Consider the following 19,753-nt stretch of genomic DNA (forward strand, 5'->3'; position numbering starts at 1 on the left):
GCGGAGTATCAGTCGCTGCATGAGCTGACTGATCTGCCGCCATCGGGGCAAGCCCCCTCCCACATTTTTTGATCTCCAGAGTGTTGGAGACCGAGTCGGATCAGAACGCCGGCAGGATCGCGCCTTTGTACTTCTCTTGGATGAATTGCTTCACCTCAGGGGTGTGCAGGGCTGCAATCAGCTTTTTCATCGCGTCCGAATCCTTGTTGTCTTCGCGGCTCACCAGGATGTTCACGTAAGGCGAGTCATTGCCTTCGATCACCAGGGCGTCCTTGGACGGGTCCAGCTTGGCTTCCAGTGCGTAGTTGGTGTTGATCAGCGCCAGGTCGACCTGGGTCAGCACGCGCGGCAGGGTGGCGGCTTCGAGTTCGCGGAACTTCAGGTTTTTCGGGTTTTCGGTGATGTCCTTGATGGTCGACAGGATGTTGGTCGGGTCCTTCAGGGTGATCAGGTTGTGCTTGGCCAGCAGTAACAGCGCGCGGCCGCCGTTGGTGGCGTCGTTCGGGATCACCACGTTGGCACCGTCAGGCAGGTCTTCCAGTTTTTTGTACTTGCTGGAGTAAGCGCCCAGGGGCTCCAGGTGCACAGCGCCGACGCTCACCAGGTGAGTGCCCTTGGCCTTGTTGAACTCATCCAGGTATGGCTGGTGCTGGAAGAAGTTCGCGTCCAGGCGCTTTTCCGCTACTTGGACGTTGGGCTGGACGTAGTCAGTGAACACTTTGACTTGCAGGTCCACGCCTTCTTTAGCGAGGGCAGGCTTCACGAATTCCAGGATTTCCGCGTGGGGCACCGGCGAGGCTGCGACTTTCAGGGTGTCGGCGGCGTGGGCGGAAAACGCGGCAACGGCGGCGAAAGCAACCAGTAGTTTTTTCATCCAACAAGCTCCTTGTTCGGGCATGTGCCGGCTTTTGACCGGCAATGGCCGTTATTTTCGAGAAAAATGCACCACCAGCTTGTCGCCGACGGTTTGCAGAATTTGCACCAGGATCAACAGCATCACCACAGTGACTACCATCACATCGGTCTGGAAACGCTGGTAACCGAAACGGATCGCCAAGTCACCCAGGCCGCCGGCACCGACGACACCGGCCATGGCCGTGTAGGACACCAGTGTAATCGCCGTCACCGTGATCGCTGCGAAGATGCCAGGGCGTGCTTCGGGCAGCAGCGCATTGATGATGATCTGGCGGGTGCTGGCGCCCATGGACTGGGTGGCTTCGATGATGCCGCGGTCCACTTCACGCAAGGCGGTTTCCACCAGGCGCGCGAAGAATGGCGTGGCACCCACGACCAGCGGCGGGATCGCCCCCGCTACGCCCAGCGAGGTGCCGGTGATCAGCACGGTGAACGGGATCATTACGATCAACAGGATGATGAACGGCAGCGAGCGCAGGATATTCACGATCAGTGACAGCAGCGCATACAGGCCTTTTTGCTCAAACAGCTGGCGCGGGCTGGTCAGGAACAGCAGTACGCCCAAGGGCAGGCCCAGTACCACGGTGAAGAACAGCGACCCGAACAGCATGATCATGGTGTCGCCGGTGGCGAGCCAGATTTCCGACCAGTCGATATTGGCGAAGAAACTCAAGAGAACGTCCATTAGCGCAGCACCTCCATGTGGACGTCTGCGGCGGTGAAGCGGGCAAAGGCCGCTTCCATGTCACCGCCGGTGACCGCCAGGGTCAATTGCCCGTAGGGGATGTCTTTGATGCGGTCGATGCGGCCGGCGAGGATGCTGTAGTCCACCCCCGTTTCGCGGGCGACAGTGCCCAGCAGTGGCGCGTAGGTCGCTTCACCCTGGAACGTCAGACGCACGATGCGACCCGGTACATGGGCGAAGTCATCACGCTGCTCGCCTTCATCGACCTGCTCGGCTTCCTGCACAAAACGCTTGGTGGTCGGGTGCTTGGGGTGCAGGAACACGTCAGCCACCGAGCCTTGCTCGACGATCACACCGGCATCCATCACAGCGACCTGGTCGCATACGCGGCGGATCACATCCATTTCATGGGTGATCAGCACGATGGTCAGCTTCAGCTCGCGGTTGATCTCGGCCAGCAATTGCAGGACCGAGGCGGTGGTTTGCGGGTCGAGGGCGCTGGTGGCTTCGTCGCACAGCAGGATCTTCGGCTTGGTCGCCAGGGCGCGGGCGATGCCGACGCGCTGCTTCTGGCCGCCAGACAACTGCGCCGGGTACTTCTTGGCGTGGTCTGACAGGCCGACGCGGGCGAGTAGCTCGGCGACGCGTTGGTCGATCTCCTTGCGCGACAATTCGCCGGCCAGGGTCAGTGGCAGGGCCACGTTGTCGGCAACGGTCTTGGACGCCAGGAGGTTGAAGTGCTGGAAGATCATCCCGACCTGCTGACGGAAACGGCGCAGGCCGTTGGCGTCCAAGGCGGTGACTTCTTCGCCGTCCACCGTGATCTGGCCGCCGCTGGGCTCTTCCAGGCGGTTGATCAGGCGCAGCAGCGTGCTTTTACCGGCACCCGAGTGGCCGATCAGGCCAAATACCTGGCCATTTTCGACGCGCAGGCTGGTCGGGTGCAGTGCGGGAATATCCTTACCGGCGACGCGGTAGGTTTTATGGACGTTTTGAAACTCGATCACGTAGCGAACCTTGTGGGGCGCATTGAAAAGGGATCAGCGGTTAGCCGGGCGCGCATTTTAGCCTGTCCGTATAGTGTTTCTTAGCATTTATTTCGCATTCAACCAGTGATTTGGCAATAACGCGATCAAAGGTCACAAAAAAGGAACGGTGCAAAACCGTGTCAGTCACTACTTAAGCAACTCGATTTCCCAGGTGCCGTGCCTGGGGTTTTGCTCAAACGAGCCGGGGACCGCTCTGGCCACTTTGAATAAGGAGTTTTGACTGATGAGTACCAAGAAGCCAGCCACCCCGTCGAAGAGTGAGCTCGCGGGCACCAATACCCTGGACCGTGGCAACACCAACGCCAAGCTGCAGGCCCTGGAGGAATTCCGTTCCGATGCGACCGGCCAGGCCCTGCGTACCAACCAAGGCGTGAAGATTTCCGATAACCAGAACACCTTGAAAGTCGGTGCCCGTGGCCCCTCGCTGCTGGAAGATTTCATCATGCGTGAAAAAATCACGCACTTTGACCATGAGCGCATCCCCGAGCGCATCGTGCATGCACGGGGCACCGGCGCCCATGGCTATTTCCAGACCTATGAAAACCATTCTGCGCTGAGCAAGGCGGGTTTCCTGCGCGATCCCGGCCACAAAACCCCGGTGTTCGTGCGTTTCTCCACGGTGCAGGGCCCACGTGGTTCCGGCGATACGGTGCGTGACGTGCGCGGTTTCGCGGTGAAGTTCTTCACCGATGAAGGCAACTTCGACCTGGTCGGCAACAACATGCCGGTGTTCTTCATTCAGGATGCGATCAAGTTTCCCGACTTCGTGCATGCGGTAAAACCCGAGCCGCACAACGAAATTCCTACAGGCGGCTCGGCCCACGATACGTTCTGGGATTTTGTTTCGTTGCAGCCGGAATCGGCGCACATGGTCATCTGGGCGATGTCTGACCGTGCCATCCCCAAAAGCCTGCGGGCCATGCAGGGTTTTGGCATTCACACTTTCCGCTTGATCAATACCGAAGGTAAGTCGAGCTTTGTTAAGTTCCATTGGCACCCGAAGGTCGGCACTTGCTCGCTGGTGTGGGACGAAGCGCAAAAGCTTGCCGGTAAAGATACCGATTACCACCGTCGTGACCTGTGGGAAGCGATTGAAAGCGGTGACTACCCGGAGTGGGAGTTGGGTGTGCAGATCGTTGCGGAAGAAGACGAGCATAAGTTCGACTTTGACCTGCTCGACCCGACCAAGATCATCCCCGAAGAGCTGGTGCCGATCACGCCGCTGGGCAAGATGGTGCTGAACCGCAACCCGGATAACTTCTTTGCCGAAGTCGAGCAGGTCGCGTTTTGCCCTGGCCATATCGTGCCGGGCATTGATTTCACCAACGACCCTTTGCTGCAAGGCCGTCTGTTTTCCTACACGGATACACAGATCAGCCGTCTCGGTGGTCCGAACTTTCATGAGCTGCCGATCAACCGACCTGTGGTGCCTTTCCACAACGGTCAGCGTGACGCCCAGCACCGCACCGTGATCGACAAGGGCCGTGCCGCGTACGAGCCGAATTCGATTGATGGCGGTTGGCCGAAAGAAACCCCACCGGCTGCCCAGGACGGGGGGTTCGAGACCTATTACGAGCGCGTCGACGCCAATAAGGTGCGTGAGCGCAGTGAGTCGTTTGGCGACCACTTCTCGCAAGCCGCGCTGTTTTTCCACAGCATGAGCCACCACGAGAAAGAGCACATCATCGCGGCCTACAGCTTCGAGTTGGGCAAGGTGGAGCGCGAGTTTATCCGCGCGCGGCAGGTCAACGAGATTCTGGCCAATATCGATCTGGAGCTGGCCAAGCGTGTCGCGCAGAACCTTGGTTTGCCTGCGCCGACCAAAGGCACGGTGCCGCCGCGTGAGACGTCGCTGAAAGAGTCGCCGGCGTTGAGTCAGGTGAACCTGCTATCGGGTGATATCAAAACACGCAAAGTCGCGATTCTGGCGGCTAACGGTGTGGATGGCGCGGCGATCGATGCGCTGAAAAAAGCCCTGGAGGCAGAAGGTGCCCATGCGAAGTTGCTGGGGCCGACCTCGGCGCCGGTGAAGACGGCAGATGGCAAGAGCCTGCCGGTGGATGCGTCGATGGAAGGCATGCCGTCGATTGCGTTTGATGCGGTGTTTATCCCTGGCGGGAAAGAGTCGGTGAAAGCACTGAGCGGCGATGGTGTGGCGTTGCATTACGTTCTGGAGGCCTACAAACACCTGAAGGCGATTGCAGTTGCCAGTGACGTGAAGCCACTGCTGGATCTGCTGAAGCTAGAGGCGGATGCGGGCTTGATCGTTGGCTCGGATGCGAAAGCGTTCAAGGCGTTTTTTGCCGCGATTGCACAGCATCGGGTTTGGGATCGTGAGCCGAAGGCTAAGGCGATTCCGGCCTGATTTTTTGGTTGTTTGTTAGATTGCCATCGGGGGGCAAGCCCCCGATGCTTTATTCCGCCTTGCGCGGAATCAGCACAACCTGCGCCGGAATATGTTTCAGAATCTGCCGGTGAATCTTCAGGTCATACCCCGAATCAATGCGCTTCACCCGTTTGGCCAGTAACGTGGCCAGCCACGGGTAGTCCTGGGTGCGTGGCGCCTGGATCGTCACATCGCACTGGTAATTCACCACGTCGGTGGCGATCGCATCCAGTTGATGGCGCAGTTCTTCGATATTGGTGAGGTTCAGCGCCACTGTGGTGCTTGGCGCCGCCGGGTCGATGACCTTGGCGGCAGGCTTGGCTTCGGCGGCCTTGAGGGCCTCTTCGGCTTTATCCAGCTCGGCCTTACGGGCGTGGGTGATGGCGCTGTTCACGCCACCGGTCAGCGCCGGCGCCTTGGGCATCAGCGCGCGGGCCCGGCTCAGCGCGGTAGCGGCAGCGTTTACGTCGCCTTTTTGCAGCACGATCTGGCTGCGCTGCAGGTAAGCCTCGGCCAGTTGACGTTGGTAGGGTTCCAGTGCCGGGTCGTTGGGCGACTGGGCCTGCAGCGCGGCAAGTTGGTCTTCGGCGGTGGCCAACTCACTGCTGGCCAGGTTTTGCTCCAGCTGCGCGATGGCCGCAGCGCGGGCGTCCGGGGCCTCGGGGGCGGCGGGCGGTGTGCTTTGACAGGCGCCCAGCAGCAGGGAAAACGCGGCAAGGAGCAGATAACGGGAGGTGAACGGCTTCATTCCTGCGACTCTCTATTTGCGCAAAAAGCGAGCAAGTCTACACCCCTCGACGGGGCAGGACAAAACTCAGCAGAAACAGGGCGGCGGCCGTGACCACAATGGACGGCCCTGCCGGCGTGTCTTTGAACCAGGACAGCGCCAGGCCCCCGCACACTGCAAGCATGCCCAACAGGCTGGCGCCGATCGCCATCTGCTCCGGTGAGCGGGCGTGGCGCTGGGCGGCGGCAGCGGGAATGATCAGCAGCGACGTGATCAACAATACGCCGACAATCTTCATCGCGACAGCGATCACCACCGCGATCAATAACATCAGCGCCATGCGCAGGGCAGGCACCGGCAGGCCTTCTACGGTTGCCAGCTCTTCGTGCACGGTGATTGCCAGCAACGGGCGCCACAGAGCCACCAGCAGCGCCAGTACTGCAGCGCTGCCGCCGAGGATCCAGGCCAGGTCGGTGGGGCTGATCGCCAGCAGATCGCCGAACAGGTAGGCCATCAGGTCGATACGCACTTCATGCATAAAGCTCAGCACCACCAGGCCCAGGGACAGGGTGCTTGGCGCCAGGATGCCGAGCAGCGTGTCGGAGGCCAGGGGTTGGCGCTGTTGCAGGGTCACCAGCAGCACCGCCAACAGCAGGCAACCCACGGTCACCGCGATGGTCGGGCTGACATCCAGCAGGAAGCCCAGGGCCACCCCCAGCAGCGCGGCGTGGGACAACGTGTCACCAAAGTACGCCATGCGCCGCCAGACCACGAACGAGCCCAGCGGGCCCGCCACCAGTGCCAAAGCCAAGCCTGCCAGCAGGGCGTAGAGCAGAAAATCAGCCATGCTTGCAGCCATCTCCATGAACGTGGGTGTGGGGCGTAGCGGGATCGTCAACCACGGCACCATGCAGGTCATGGGCATGGTCGTGATGGTGGTGATAGATCGCCAGGCTCTGGGCGTTCTTGCCGAACAATTCGACGAACGCCGGGTCGCCGCTGACCTGTTCCGGGTGACCGGAGCAACACACGTGGCGATTGAGGCATACCACCTGGTCGGTGGTGCTCATCACCAGGTGCAGGTCGTGGGACACCATCAGCACGCCGCAGCCATGGCGGTCGCGCAGACGGGTGATCAGGCTGTACAACTCGGCCTGACCGGCCACGTCGACGCCCTGCACAGGCTCATCGAGCACCAGCAACTCAGGCTCGCGCAACAGGGCGCGGGCCAGCAGTACGCGCTGCATTTCGCCGCCGGAGATGCTTTGCACTGGGCTGTCGATGACCTGTTCGGCCCCGACTTCCTTGAGGGCGGCCTGCGCGCGGGCGCGGTCAACGCCCGGTACCAGGCGCAGGAAGCGCAGCACCGACAGCGGCAGCGTCGGATCAACGTGCAGCTTCTGAGGCATATAGCCCACGCGCAGCCTGGGCTTGCGCCACACGCTGCCGGTGTCGGGCTTGAGCAGGCCGAGTACGGCGCGCACCAGGGTGGTCTTGCCGGCGCCATTGGGGCCGATCAGGGTGACGATCTGCCTCGGTTCGACGCTCAACGCGATGTTATCCAGCACGTTTTGCCCGGCAAACGTGACGCCGACCTGCTCCAGGCGGATTAACGCGTTGCTCATCAAGCCCCCTGGCAGCCCGAGCACAGGCCGACCACTTCGACCGTTTGCCCTTCGACCCGGAAGCCCACGTCGGCGGAGCTCTTGATGATGGCGTCGCTGATGCTTTTTTGTTCAAGTTCGATGGCGGCGTGGCACTCGCGGCAGATCAGGAACTGGCCCTGATGCGCGTGTTCCGGGTGGTTGCAGCCGACAAAGGCGTTGAGCGAGGCAATGCGGTGTACCAGGCCGTTTTCCAGCAGGAAATCCAGCGCGCGGTACACGGTCGGCGGCGCGGCGCGGCGGCCGTCCTGCTCGCTGAGCACGCCCAGAATGTCGTAGGCGCCCAGCGGCTTGTGGCTCTGCCAGACGAGTTCCAGCACCCGCCGGCGCAAAGCAGTCAGGCGCAAGCCCTTCTGCGCACACAGGGTATCGGCCTCCGACAGCGCGGTATGCACGCAGTGAGAGTGGTCGTGGGGACGGCTGGCGAGCGGTGTTTTAGGCATGAGCGGCGACAGATATTTGATAGAGACGTTATTATGTTACCCGTTCCTACGTCATTGAGTGGTCATCATGTCCCGACTTTTTCCCGTTTTTGTCGTATTTGTCACCAGTTTGCTCATCGCTGGCGCCGCTCAGGCTGAGGTCAAGGTGCTGACCAGCATCAAACCGTTGCAGTTGATTGCCGCTGCCGTGCAGGACGGTGTGGCGGTTCCAGAGGTGTTGCTGTCACCGGGCGCGTCGCCGCATAACTATGCGTTACGCCCATCCGACGTACGGCGCGTGCAGTCGGTCGACCTGCTCTATTGGATCGGGCCGGACATGGAGAGCTTCCTGCCTCGCGTGTTGAAAGGTCGTACAGGGACGACCGTCGCGGTCCAGGACCTGCCAGGCATGAAGCTTCGCCGTTTCGCCGAAGATAGCCATTCACACGCCGACGATGCGGACGAACATGACCATGATCACCGCCCGGGCAGCCTGGATGCGCACTTGTGGCTGTCGACGATCAACGCTCGGGTGATCGCGGCGCGCATGGCGTCTGATCTCAGCGTTGCCGACCCGAGCAATGCTGCGCGTTATCAAAGCAACGTGAAGGCTTTAGACGAGCGCCTGGATGCATTGGATGCGCGCCTGAAAAAGCGTATGGCAGGGATTGCCGACAAACCTTACTTCGTCTTCCACGAAGCGTTTGATTACTTCGAAGACGCTTACGGGCTCAAGCACACCGGTGTGTTCAGCGTTGCCGCCGAAGTGCAGCCTGGCGCCCAGCATGTGGCGGCGATGCGTACGCGTTTGCAGGAAGTGGGCAAGACCTGTGTGTTCAGTGAGCCGCCGTTGCGTCCGCGTTTGGCCGAAACCCTGGTGGCGGGTTTGCCGGTGAAGCTGGCGGAATTGGATGCGCTGGGCGGCTACACCCCGGCCACGGCCCAGGGTTACGAACAGGTGCTGGAGAAATTGGGGAATGACTTGGCAGGGTGCCTGGAGTCGTTGTAAGCCGCAGCGCAGATCAAATGTGGGAGGGGGCTTGCTCCCGATGACGGCGTTTCAGTCGATGATAAGTTGACTGGTCCACCGCCATCGGGAGCAAGCCCCCTCCCACATTTTGACCGGGTTGGTGCTTAAAGCGCGAATGGCAGGTGGACGCTGACCTGCTGACGCTGCGCCAACCGATGCTCGAACTCGGCGGGATCGTGAATCAACACATCCTGCCCGGCAAACGACTCAGCGGCGATGAGGCGCGACAGCCAGAACCGCACACACGCTACCCGCAACATGGTTGGCCATAACTCGGCTTCCTTGGCGGTGAAGGGCCGCAGGCCGGCGTAGGCACCCAACAGCGCCCGGGCGCGCGGGCCATCAATTACGCCATCAGCGTCCGAACACCAGTCATTCAGGGCGATTGCCACGTCGTACAGCATCGGGCCCGAGCAGGCGTTGTAGAAGTCGATCAGGCCGGTCAGGTGTGTGCCTTCGAACATCGCATTGTCGCGGAACAGGTCGGCGTGAACGTTGGCGCGCGGCAGGGCGAGGATCTCGGCCTTGTGGGCCGCGATTTCAGTCAATGCGGCGTGCAGCAGGCTTTGCTGTGCGTCGTTCAAGTGTGAAATCAGCTGGGCACCTTCGCTGAGCATCCAGTCCAGGCCGCGATCGGTCTTGCGCTCCAGCACTTTCGCGCCTTGTGTCGCCAAATGCAGGTGACCGAGCAGGTCACCGACCTGGGCGCAATGCTGTGCGTTGGCGTCCTTGATGTGCTTGCCGGCCAGGCGCGGTTGCAGCAGCGCCGGTTTGCCTTTCAGTTCGCGCAATGCGACGCCGTCCGTGGTGCGCAGGGCGTAGGGTACCGGCAGGTCGGCATCGTGGAGCACATCGAGCAGTTCGATGAAGAACGGCATTTCTGCGACAGGGCCGCGCTCAACCAGGGTCAGGACGAATTCGCCCTGTTCCAGGCTGATAAAGAAATTGGTGTTTTCGCTACCCGCGGCAATCCCCTGGAAATCAAGCAGGCGGCCGAGCCCGTAGGGGGCAAGAAAGGTTTCCAGCTCGGGCCGAGCCAGGGGGGTGAACACAGACATGGTTAAAACTGCCAGTACGGGCGCCGCAGTGGGGCGGCGCCAATTGAAGTTAAGAAATCATTTCCATTCGAAGATCTTCCATGACGGGATCAGCATATCCGGCTGGTCAGAGCGGATGAAGTTCGCGTCGGTTCCGTCCGCGCGTACCAGGAAATACGGAGGTGCGCCTTTTACGGTCACCTTGATTGCATACAGGAAGCCGTTTTGACGGTACTCCTGAATCGTCCTGTCGCCTTCCGTGCGAATGGTCACTTCCGGGTCACCCGAAGGCGCGCTGTCTGCCGCCATGGCAGCCATCGGAGCGAGTGCAATCAGGCCAGTCAACAGCAGGCGATTGAATGTACGCATGATAACCTTGTCCCTTTGTTTTCATTGGTCCGGCTATTCTAGCGCCTGACCCGCCGAAAAGGTTGATCCTGCTCATGAGCCAAGCGCCCCTCGTCCTGGTGGACGGTTCGTCTTACCTGTACCGCGCGTTCCACGCGCTGCCACCGCTGACTACCTCCAAAGGCCTGCCGACCGGTGCGGTCAAGGGCGTGTTGAACATGCTCAAAAGCCTGCGCAAACAGTATCCGGACAGCCCGTTTGCAGTCGTGTTCGACGCCAAGGGTGGGACCTTTCGCGATGACATGTACGCCGAATACAAGGCCAACCGTCCAAGCATGCCCGATGACATGCGCGTGCAAATCGAACCGCTGCACCAGAGCGTGATCGCTTTAGGCTTCCCATTGCTGTGTGTCGAAGGCGTCGAGGCCGATGACGTGATCGGCACCCTGGCCCGCAGCAGTGCAGCCGCTGACCGTCCGGTGGTGATCTCCACGGGCGATAAGGACATGGCGCAGTTGGTCGACGGGCACATTACCTTGGTCAACACCATGACCGGTAGCTCGATGGACATCGAGGGCGTAAAGGAGAAATTTGGCGTCGCTCCGGAGCAGATTATCGATTATCTGGCGTTGATGGGCGATTCGTCCGACAACATCCCGGGCGTTCCGGGCATCGGTCCCAAGACGGCTTCTGGCCTGCTGGTAGGTGTGAATGGCGGTCTGAAAGAGCTTTATGAGCAACTCGATATCGTGCCGACCTTGCCGATCCGGGGCGCCAAGACGTTACCGGCCAAGCTCGAAGAGCATAAGGAGATGGCATTCCTCTCCTATCAGTTGGCGACGATCAAGATCGATGTGCCGCTGGACGTTGGTCTGGACGATTTACACCTGATTGAACCGGACCGCGAGAAGCTTCTGGAGCTTTACACCCTGCTGGAGTTCAAGAGCTGGATTGATGAGATTCAGCGCGATGCCAAACGGGTGGAGCTCAAGGCCGCGCCTGTTGCCGAGGACATTGCGGAGGCTGCGCCTGCGGCACCCGCAGAGACGACCTACACCACCATCCTCGACCAGGCCACATTCGACACTTGGTTGAAGAAGCTGAACGCCGCGAAACTGTTCGCTTTCGACACTGAAACGACCGGGATCGACGCTCAACAGGCGCAACTGGTGGGGGTTTCCTTCGCCGTGCAGCCCCATGAAGCCGCCTACATCCCGCTGACCCATTCCTACATCGGTGCGCCGCAGCAGTTGGATCGCGATACCGTGTTGCTGGCGCTGAAGCCATTGCTGGAAGACCCGAGCAAGCTCAAGGTCGGCCAGCATGCCAAGTTCGACATGAATATCCTGGCCAACTGCGCCATCGGCGGCGACCCGGCGCATGGCATCAGCGTGCGCGGCATCGCTTTCGACACCATGCTTGAATCCTACGTGTTGAACTCCACTGCGACCCGCCATGACATGGACAGCCTGGCCAAGAAGTACCTGGATTACGACACCGTCAGCTTCCAGGACATCGCCGGCAAAGGCGCCAAGCAACTGACCTTCGACCAGATCCCGCTCGAGCAGGCTGGCCCTTATGCTGCCGAAGATGCGGACGTGACGCTGCGTCTGCATCAGGCATTGCACGCACAGCTCACGGCCATACCGAGCCTGGCGAGTGTGCTGACGGACATCGAAATACCCCTGGTGCCGGTGTTGGCGCGTATCGAACGCCAGGGCGCCCTGGTGGATGCGCAACTGCTCGGTGTCCAGAGCATCGAGCTGGGCAACAAGATGATTGAACTGGAGCGCCAGGCGTTTGAGATCGCCGGCGAAGAATTCAACCTGGGTTCGCCCAAGCAGCTCGGGGCGATTCTCTACGAGAAACTCGGCCTGCCGGTGCTGAAAAAGACGGGCAAGGGCCAGGCGTCGACGGCTGAGGAAGTGCTGGCCAAGCTGGCCGAGGATGACTATCCACTGCCCAAGGTTCTGATGCAGTACCGCAGCATGAGCAAGCTGAAAAGTACTTACACCGACCGCTTGCCGGAGCAGATCAACCCGCGTACCGGGCGTGTTCATACGTCTTATCATCAGGCGGTGGCGGCGACCGGGCGACTGTCTTCCAGTGATCCGAACCTGCAGAACATCCCGGTGCGCACCGCCGAAGGGCGGCGCATCCGCCAGGCATTCGTGGCGCCGAAGGGCTACAAGCTGCTGGCGGCGGACTATTCGCAGATCGAACTGCGGATCATGGCGCACTTGTCCAAAGACGAGGGGCTGATGAATGCGTTCCGCAACGACCTGGACGTGCATACCGCCACGGCGGCCGAGGTGTTCAAGGTTGAATTGGCTGAGGTCACGTCCAATCAGCGTCGCAGTGCCAAGGCGATCAACTTTGGTCTGATCTACGGCATGGGGGCGCAGAAGCTCGGCAAGGACATCGGTGTCGATACCAAGACCGCGAAGGCTTACATCGATGTGTACTTCGCGCGCTACCCAGGGGTTCGCGAGTATATGGAGCGCACCCGTGCCCAGGCTGCCGATCAAGGCTACGTGGAGACGTTCTTCGGGCGTCGGCTGTATTTGCCGGACATCAACTCCAACAAACCTCAGGAGCGCGCGGCCGCAGAACGCACGGCGATCAACGCGCCGATGCAGGGCACGGCGGCCGATATCATCAAGAAAGCCATGGTGCTGGTGGATAACTGGCTGACCGAGTCGGGCCTGGATGCCAAGGTGATCCTGCAGGTGCACGATGAACTGGTGCTCGAAGTGCGTGAGGATCTGGTGGCAGAAGTCAGCGAGAGGATTCGCGAACACATGAGTGCGGCCGCGCAGTTGGATGTGCCATTGGTGGTGGATGTAGGCGTGGGTGACAATTGGGACGAAGCGCACTGATTTCGCGGTGCCGCCACCACCGGGCGTGGTGGCGGAGTGCTTTAGATCGGAAATCCGCTTCAGTTATTTCCAATAGTTTTTCGAACCTGCCGGAACTTAACCCGTGAACTGCTACTCAGAGTTACTGAATGGGTGGTGAAGCCCTTCAATGCTCCTATGTTGTGTTAAGTGTTGGCAGATATCCGGACCCCGCCCTAGCGGTCCGGTACTTGAACCCCGAACTTCCCCTCCCCATACGAAGTCCGGGGTTTTTTTTGCCCGCAGAAAAGTTACTCGGCGAGTTCCGCGCCTTTGTCAGCCAATTCCATCCAGCCGGCCAGCACGGTGTAAGCGTCTTCCAGGCCCAGGCGTTTGGGCGCCGAGAACAGCTGGATGGTGATCGTGTCACCCCAACCCTTACGGATTTCGGACTGCACTTTGAGCAGGGTGTTCTTGGCGGCGCCGTAGGTGAGTTTGTCGGCCTTGGTCAGCAGGATATGCATTGGCATGCCGCTGGCGACCGCCCAGTCGAGCATCAGCAGGTCGAAGTCGGTCATTGGATGACGGATGTCCATCATCAGGATCAACCCCTTCAAACTCTCGCGGCCGCCCAGGTAGGCCTCCAGGTGACGCTGCCAGTGCAGCTTCAGCGGGATAGGTACTTTTGCATAACCGTAGCCTGGCAGGTCGACCAGACGCCGATCATCGTCTAGCTTGAAGAAGTTGAGTAACTGCGTGCGGCCCGGGGTTTTCGAGGTGCGCGCCAGGCTGGCGTGGGTCAGGGTGTTCAGTGCGCTGGACTTACCGGCGTTGGAACGGCCGGCAAAGGCGACTTCAAAGCCTTCGTCATCGGGGCATTGGTCAACTTTGGCGGCGCTGAGCATGAAGGTGGACTGTTGGCACAGGCCGAGGATGGGATTCTTGAGTTGCATGAGATTTCCGATGTGGGCGGTGCCGAGAAAGGGTGCGGCAAGCGGTGTCGTTTCCGTTTCAGTAGCGCCAGTATATAATGCCGCAGATTTTGTGTGTGCTTTGTCCCAGCGAAGGATGAAGTTCACGGGAGCGAAAGACCTTTATTGCGCATTAGAACGCAAAACGCTCTCAAACCCTGAAAAGGTCGATGTATGACCCGATGGTTGTTCGCTTCTGGTGCCCTGATTCCGCTTTACGGCGCTCAGGCTACACAGGAACCGGAAGCGGTGTACAACCGAGTTTATGTGGTCACGCGGGTGTAGCCCGTGACCCAGGGTTTCAAGGCAATGCCGCCGCGTGGTTTGTGCATGGACTGCAGTACTGAGGATTACCAGGCCATCATTGAGTTGATGGTGAGTAAACCCGGTAGATAACTCTTAAACCCCTTAGCCGTAGTTGGATTAGCTGATGAACAAACTGATCGTGAGTCTGCTGTTGACCTTGGGCATCACTGGCGCTGCCGTCGCTGCAGAGGGCCCCATTAAAGGTGATGCCACTGCCGGTCAAGCGAAAGCCGCCGTGTGTGGTGCGTGCCACGGACCGGATGGCAACAGCCCGGCGCCGAACTTCCCCAAACTCGCGGGCCAGGGCGAACGTTACCTGACCAAGCAAATGCACGACATCAAGGATGGCAAGCGCACGGTGCTGGAAATGACCGGCTTGCTGACCAACCTCAGTGATCAGGACCTGGCGGATATCGCGGCGTATTTTGCCAGCCAGAAAGGCAGTGTGGGAGCTGCTGATCCGAAATTGGTGGCCCGTGGTGAAGAATTGTTCCGTGGTGGTAACCTGGAAAAAGGCATGCCTTCGTGCATCGGTTGCCACTCGCCTAACGGCGCTGGCCTGGCTGCTGCTGGCTTCCCGCACTTGAGCGGCCAGCATGCCCAGTACATTGGCAAACAGCTGACAGACTTCCGCGAAGGCAATCGCACCAACGACGGCGATACCAAGATCATGCAGAGCATCGCCGGTAAACTCAGCAACAAGGACATCGAAGCCGTGTCCCAATACATCCAAGGCCTGCACTAAGTGCCCCGGCTACGTTAACGCTCGATTAATCCATCGATGCAAGCATAAAAAGGGTGGCCCTGGCCGCCCTTTTTTGTGGCCGCTGCCGTTACACTAACGAACTCATGCCCGCGTAGACCTGTCACACCTAAAGGTCGCGTGAGGCGACCTTATTTGTCCAGGAGTAAAGCATGCGTAATCTGATCCTCAGCGCCGCTCTCGTCACTGCCAGCCTCTTCGGCATGACCGCACAAGCTGCCGATGTGCCGCTTGAAGCCGGTAAAACCTACGTGGAGTTGGCCAACCCAGTACCGGTATCGGTGCCGGGCAAGATCGAAGTGGTGGAGCTGTTCTGGTACGGCTGCCCGCATTGCTACGCCTTTGAACCGACCATCAACCCATGGGTCGAGAAGCTGCCTAAAGACGTGAACTTCAAGCGCATCCCGGCCATGTTCGGCGGCCCATGGGATGCCCACGGCCAACTGTTCCTGACCCTGGAAGCCATGGGTGTGGAGCACAAGGTTCACAACGCGGTATTCAACGCGATCCAGAAAGAAGGCAAGCGCCTGACCAAGCCGGAAGAAATGGCTGACTTCGTTGCCACCCAAGGTGTCGACAAGGACAAGTTCCTGGCTACCTTCAACTCCTTCGCGATCCAAGGCCAGATCAAACAGGCCAAGGAACTGGCGCAGAAGTACGGCGTGCAAGGCGTACCGACCATGATCGTCAACGGCAAATACCGTTTCGACCTGGGCACCACCGGTGGTCCTGAAGCGACCCTCAATGTTGCTGACCAGTTGATCGCCAAAGAACGCGCAGCCAAATAAGGGGCTCTTGATGCGCCGCTGGGGTACCGAACGTGTGGTTGGCCTGCATGAACCGCAGGTCAACGAGCATCACCTGGAGTCCACGGGCCTGCCGGCTGACAGCCGCCTGCGCCTGCTCAGCTTCAATATCCAAGTGGGCATCAGTACCGAGAAGTACCGGCACTACCTCACCCGTGGCTGGCAGCACTTGCTGCCCCACAACGGCCGGGCCGGTAACCTGCAGAAGATCGGCGACCTGTTGAATGATTTCGACCTGGTCGCCCTGCAGGAAGCCGACGGCGGCAGCATACGTTCCGGCTATATCAATCAGGTAGAACACCTGGCCCACCTCGGGGCGTTTCCCTACTGGTACCAGCAGCTCAATCGCAACCTCGGGCGCCTGGCGCAGCACAGTAATGGTGTGCTCAGCCGCTTGAAGCCAACGGCCATCGAAGACCACCCGTTGCCCGGCCCCAAGGGGCGCGGGGCGATTCTCGTGCGTTTTGGCGAAGGGCCTGAAGCCTTGGTGGTGGTGATGATGCACCTGGCGCTCGGGGGGCGTACGCGCAACCTGCAGCTGGCCTACGTGCGCGAGATGATTGGCAACTACAAGCATCAGGTGTTGATGGGTGACATGAACACCCATGCCAACGATCTGCTGCAGAATTCCCCGTTGCGTGACCTCGGGTTACTGGCGCCGCAAGTCGAAGCCACGTTCCCCAGCTGGCGCCCGCAACGCTGTCTTGACCATATCCTGCTCAGCCCGAGCCTCACACTGGAGCGTGTGCAGGTGCTGGCGCAGCCCATCTCCGATCACCTGCCGGTCGCGGTAGAGATTCGTCTGCCGGGTTCGCTCACGGCTGATGCATTGCCCGCGTTGAGCCCCGGCCCTCGCGGACCCCTTGCATGAGCGACGACGCCCAGCGCTGGAAAGAAAAATACCTCTTAAGCATCGAGCAACAAGAAAAGCTGGAACGCCGCTGGGCTGCTCGGCTCGACTTGCTGCGCCGTGGGCTGGTGCGCAGCACGCTGGCGGCGGAAGGTACCGACCGCGCGGTAGACCAATGCATGAAGGAAATGCGCGACGTCGTGCGTACTGACGACATGGACGCCGCCCTCGCCGCCTTGCTGCCGCGCCTGGAAAAGGCCGTGCTGGATTCGGAGCAGCGCCGCGAAACCCGGATCGACCAGATGAGCACTGCGCTGACGTCCCTGGTCACCCAGTTGCAAAAGCTGCCGCTGCCCCGTGAGGTGGCCCGCCCGCTGAAAACCTTTGCCAAGCAGTTGGATGGCCGCGTCAGCCAGGCGCGCGAGATTCCCCTGTTACTCAGCGAATTGAGCAGTCTGCAAGGGCAGGCGCTGAATAACCTGGAGCCGGACGGTGAAACCGTGCGCCCTGGGCCGGGTTTATTGCAGCGCCTGTTTGGTGCCAAGGACGTGTCGAGCGAGGCAGCGGCCAGTGAGCCCGTCTCCAGCCCGTCACCGGCGCCGGTTGCCGCCAAGCCCGTCGCCGAGCCCCAGGCGCCCGAACAGTCCGAGGAACTGGCGCAAGCCTTGCGGGCCTTTGCGCCGCAGCCTCAGGAACCGGTTGCCGCGCAGCCTGAACCCGCAGCGCCGGCCAAGGCGGTTGATGCCAGCAGTGAAAAGTTTGTGTACGAGGCGCCTGCTCAAAGTGGCGCCTTGGCTGCGCCTGTCGACGTTTCTCCAGCACCTGTCGTGCCCGGCAAGCCTGAGCCACAGGTGGAAGAAACCAGCACCGAAAGCGCCCTCGCCGCCTTTATCGAACCGCCACACGCTGTGGTCGAGGCACCGCAGGAGACGGTGATCGGCAGCCTCTCGCTCCCTCCAGTGCTTGAGGCCGAAGAGCCGGACCCCGACGAACTGCAATCGGACGGCCCCTATTCCTTGCCGGATTCACCGGAGCCGTCGTACAGCTCCGTGGCCAAGCATATCGAAGATACCCTGATTGGCCTGCTGGAAGAGCTGGCCCTGCCCGAGCGCCATCGGCCCCAGGCCGAAGCCATGCGCGAGCGTCTGGCCCACGGTTTGAACTGGTACGAATTGCTGCCGATCCTCGATGACCTGGCGGTGCTGATGCTGGCGATCACCGACAGCGGGCAGCACGAGTTCGAGGCCTACCTCAAACAGCTCAACGAGCGCCTCGAAGCCTTCCAGGGCCATCTGCAAGTGGCCAGCGACGGCCATGCCGACAGCCGCTCCGCTGCGAGGGAGTTGGACACGCAGATTCGCGAACAGGTCGACGGCTTGCAAAGCAGTGTCCAGGAAGCCGCGGACCTGGACAGCCTCAAGCAGGTGCTCGAAAGCCATCTGGAAGGTTTACTCGGCACCATGGACGAGCACCAGCAACAGCGTGACCAGCGCGAGCAGGAAGTGGCAGCGCGCTTGAAAGGCCTGGCCGAGCGGGTCGCCAATATGGAGCAGGAAGCCCAAGGCTACCGTGAGCACCTGGAGGTGCAACGCCAGAAGGCCTTGATCGATCCGCTCACCGGCTTGCCTAACCGCGCGGCCTGGAGCGAGCGCCTGGATCATGAGGTCAATGCCTGGCACCAGCGTGGCAATAGCCTGTCGCTCGCGATGCTGGACCTGGATCACTTCAAGCGCATCAACGATGGCTACGGGCATCTGGCGGGTGACAAGGTGCTGAAAATCATCGCCAACGTCCTGCGCAAGCGCCTGCGCACCAGCGACTTTATCGCGCGGTTTGGCGGTGAGGAGTTTGTGTTGCTGATGCCCGACTCATCCCTCTCGGATGCGTTGGCGGTGGGTGAGGTGCTACGTGCTGCGATTGCCGCCTGCCCATTCCACTTCAAGGGCGAGCCGGTGACGATTACCGTGTCCATGGGCGTGGCGCAGTTCCTGCCCGGTGAGCGCAGTGAGCTGGCGCTCAAGCGAGCGGACGAAGCGTTGTATCGGGCCAAGGCCGCTGGGCGTAACCAGGTGCAGGCGGCGTAAAAGATGTTCCATTGTGTAATTTGACCGCCGGGCCACAAACGGTACGTTACACTGTTGCATTATCGTCTTCAGCGTACTGTCTTCCGCCATGAAATCCTTGTACTTCGCCTGTGTATTTCTCCTGCTCGCCGGCTGCGCCACTGGCCCGCGCCTGGACACCAGCCACCCCTCGCTAAACCACGACAACCGCGTGCAGTTCGTGGTCGTCCACTACACCTCTACCAATCTTGAGCGTTCCCTGGCCCTGTTGACCCACGGCCAGGTCAGCGCTCATTACCTGATCGGTGACGACGCCGGCGCCACCGTCTACAAGCTGGTGGATGAAAGCCAGCGGGCCTGGCATGCCGGGGAAAGCGAGTGGATGGGGCGCACCTGGCTCAACTCCAGCTCCATCGGTATCGAAATCGTAAACCCTGGCTACAAGGACACCCCTACAGGCCGCCTGTGGTACCCGTACTCCGAGGCCCAAGTGAAGTCGCTGGTGGTGTTGCTCAAGGACATCAGCAAGCGCAACGGCATCGACCCCAAGAACATCATCGGCCACAGCGATATCGCGCCGCTGCGCAAGCTCGATCCGGGACCGTTGTTCCCCTGGAAGCGTTTGGCCGATGAAGGTCTGAGTGTATGGCCGGATGCCCAGGCCGTCGCCCGCTTCCAGGTGCAGTACGCCGCTGAATTGCCGAGCATTACCTGGTTTCAGGAAGAGCTGGCGCTCCTGGGTTACCCGACACCCCAGACGGGTGAGCTGGATGTCGCCACGCGGCACGTGATGGCTGCGTTCCAGATGCGTTTCCGACCGTCACGGTTCGACGGCATGCCGGATGCCGAAAGTGCTGCCATCTTGCGTGCCCTGAACCGGCGTTAAGCTCGCTC

General features: G+C 60.7%; 18 protein-coding genes and 1 pseudogene. 9 read left to right on the forward strand and 10 right to left on the reverse strand.

Features of this window, described 5'->3' with window-relative positions:
* Positions 1–100 precede the first annotated feature (100 nt).
* From J1G35_RS25550 to J1G35_RS25560, 3 genes are read right to left on the reverse strand one after another with little or no spacing between them, the layout of a single operon-like run.
* Positions 101–874, reverse strand: coding sequence for a MetQ/NlpA family ABC transporter substrate-binding protein (locus tag J1G35_RS25550; protein WP_053127323.1), 774 nt, complete (start codon positions 872–874; stop codon positions 101–103).
* Positions 875–925: 51 nt separating this feature from the next.
* Positions 926–1,600 carry a methionine ABC transporter permease gene (locus J1G35_RS25555; protein WP_053127321.1) on the reverse strand — a complete coding sequence of 225 codons (675 nt, stop codon included), beginning with the start codon at positions 1,598–1,600 and terminating at the stop codon, positions 926–928.
* Positions 1,600–2,607 carry a methionine ABC transporter ATP-binding protein gene (locus J1G35_RS25560; protein ID WP_131699581.1) on the reverse strand — a complete coding sequence of 336 codons (1,008 nt, stop codon included), beginning with the start codon at positions 2,605–2,607 and terminating at the stop codon, positions 1,600–1,602. Before J1G35_RS25560 ends, J1G35_RS25555 begins: the two co-directional genes overlap by 1 nt.
* A gap of 265 nt (positions 2,608–2,872) precedes the next feature.
* On the opposite strand from J1G35_RS25560, the gene katE reads away from it, so the two are divergent.
* On the forward strand, positions 2,873–5,014 hold the full coding sequence (gene katE, locus J1G35_RS25565) for a catalase HPII (protein ID WP_223016351.1): 2,142 nt from the start codon (positions 2,873–2,875) through the stop codon (positions 5,012–5,014).
* Between the two features lie 49 nt (positions 5,015–5,063).
* Here the strand turns inward: katE and J1G35_RS25570 are convergent, their stop codons facing one another.
* From J1G35_RS25570 to J1G35_RS25585, 4 genes are read right to left on the reverse strand one after another with little or no spacing between them, the layout of a single operon-like run.
* Positions 5,064–5,783: a PA5502 family lipoprotein gene (locus J1G35_RS25570; protein ID WP_223016352.1), complete on the reverse strand. Its 720-nt coding sequence runs from the start codon at positions 5,781–5,783 to the stop codon at positions 5,064–5,066.
* Positions 5,784–5,820: 37 nt separating this feature from the next.
* On the reverse strand, positions 5,821–6,609 hold the full coding sequence (znuB, locus tag J1G35_RS25575) for a zinc ABC transporter permease subunit ZnuB (protein WP_053127313.1): 789 nt from the start codon (positions 6,607–6,609) through the stop codon (positions 5,821–5,823).
* On the reverse strand, positions 6,602–7,387 hold the full coding sequence (znuC, locus tag J1G35_RS25580; protein WP_223016353.1) for a zinc ABC transporter ATP-binding protein ZnuC: 786 nt from the start codon (positions 7,385–7,387) through the stop codon (positions 6,602–6,604). Before znuC ends, znuB begins: the two co-directional genes overlap by 8 nt.
* Entirely contained in the window at positions 7,387–7,881 is a 495-nt protein-coding gene (locus J1G35_RS25585) for a Fur family transcriptional regulator (protein ID WP_169898891.1), read from the reverse strand. Before J1G35_RS25585 ends, znuC begins: the two co-directional genes overlap by 1 nt.
* A 55-nt stretch (positions 7,882–7,936) precedes the next feature.
* On the opposite strand from J1G35_RS25585, the gene J1G35_RS25590 reads away from it, so the two are divergent.
* Positions 7,937–8,857, forward strand: coding sequence for a zinc ABC transporter substrate-binding protein (locus J1G35_RS25590; protein WP_223016354.1), 921 nt, complete (start codon positions 7,937–7,939; stop codon positions 8,855–8,857).
* A 125-nt stretch (positions 8,858–8,982) separates the two neighbouring features.
* Here the strand turns inward: J1G35_RS25590 and J1G35_RS25595 are convergent, their stop codons facing one another.
* Positions 8,983–9,936: a homoserine kinase gene (locus J1G35_RS25595; protein ID WP_223016355.1), complete on the reverse strand. Its 954-nt coding sequence runs from the start codon at positions 9,934–9,936 to the stop codon at positions 8,983–8,985.
* A gap of 57 nt (positions 9,937–9,993) precedes the next feature.
* On the reverse strand, positions 9,994–10,284 hold the full coding sequence (locus J1G35_RS25600) for a DUF2782 domain-containing protein (protein WP_060756492.1): 291 nt from the start codon (positions 10,282–10,284) through the stop codon (positions 9,994–9,996).
* Positions 10,285–10,358: 74 nt separating this feature from the next.
* Here J1G35_RS25600 and polA point away from each other — a divergent pair, with 74 nt between their 5' ends.
* On the forward strand, positions 10,359–13,142 hold the full coding sequence (polA, locus tag J1G35_RS25605; RefSeq protein WP_053127299.1) for a DNA polymerase I: 2,784 nt from the start codon (positions 10,359–10,361) through the stop codon (positions 13,140–13,142).
* 269 nt (positions 13,143–13,411) lie between these two features.
* On the opposite strand, the gene yihA is transcribed toward polA, so the two are convergent.
* On the reverse strand, positions 13,412–14,053 hold the full coding sequence (gene yihA, locus J1G35_RS25610; RefSeq protein WP_053127297.1) for a ribosome biogenesis GTP-binding protein YihA/YsxC: 642 nt from the start codon (positions 14,051–14,053) through the stop codon (positions 13,412–13,414).
* A gap of 192 nt (positions 14,054–14,245) precedes the next feature.
* Here yihA and J1G35_RS25615 point away from each other — a divergent pair.
* The 6 genes and pseudogenes from J1G35_RS25615 (at position 14,246) to J1G35_RS25640 (ending at position 19,745) form a co-directional block, all read left to right on the forward strand.
* Positions 14,246–14,467: pseudogene (locus J1G35_RS25615) on the forward strand (cytochrome).
* Positions 14,468–14,501: 34 nt separating this feature from the next.
* Positions 14,502–15,122: a c-type cytochrome gene (locus J1G35_RS25620; protein ID WP_223016356.1), complete on the forward strand. Its 621-nt coding sequence runs from the start codon at positions 14,502–14,504 to the stop codon at positions 15,120–15,122.
* Between the two features lie 170 nt (positions 15,123–15,292).
* Positions 15,293–15,928, forward strand: a complete 636-nt coding sequence (gene dsbA / locus J1G35_RS25625; RefSeq protein WP_053127293.1) for a thiol:disulfide interchange protein DsbA — start codon at positions 15,293–15,295, stop codon at positions 15,926–15,928.
* A gap of 7 nt (positions 15,929–15,935) precedes the next feature.
* Complete coding sequence (locus tag J1G35_RS25630) at positions 15,936–16,817, forward strand: endonuclease/exonuclease/phosphatase family protein (protein WP_172681427.1); 882 nt, start codon at positions 15,936–15,938, stop codon at positions 16,815–16,817.
* The gene (locus tag J1G35_RS25635; RefSeq protein WP_223016357.1) at positions 16,814–18,880 is read left to right on the forward strand and encodes a diguanylate cyclase; all 2,067 of its coding nucleotides are present in this window, start codon (positions 16,814–16,816) and stop codon (positions 18,878–18,880) included. The genes J1G35_RS25630 and J1G35_RS25635 overlap by 4 nt, the downstream gene beginning before the upstream one ends.
* 88 nt (positions 18,881–18,968) lie before the next feature.
* Positions 18,969–19,745, forward strand: coding sequence for an N-acetylmuramoyl-L-alanine amidase (locus J1G35_RS25640; protein ID WP_223016358.1), 777 nt, complete (start codon positions 18,969–18,971; stop codon positions 19,743–19,745).
* Positions 19,746–19,753: the final 8 nt, after the last annotated feature.

It is taken from the genome of Pseudomonas sp. SH10-3B (assembly GCF_019891415.1).
GTDB lineage: Bacteria > Pseudomonadota > Gammaproteobacteria > Pseudomonadales > Pseudomonadaceae > Aquipseudomonas.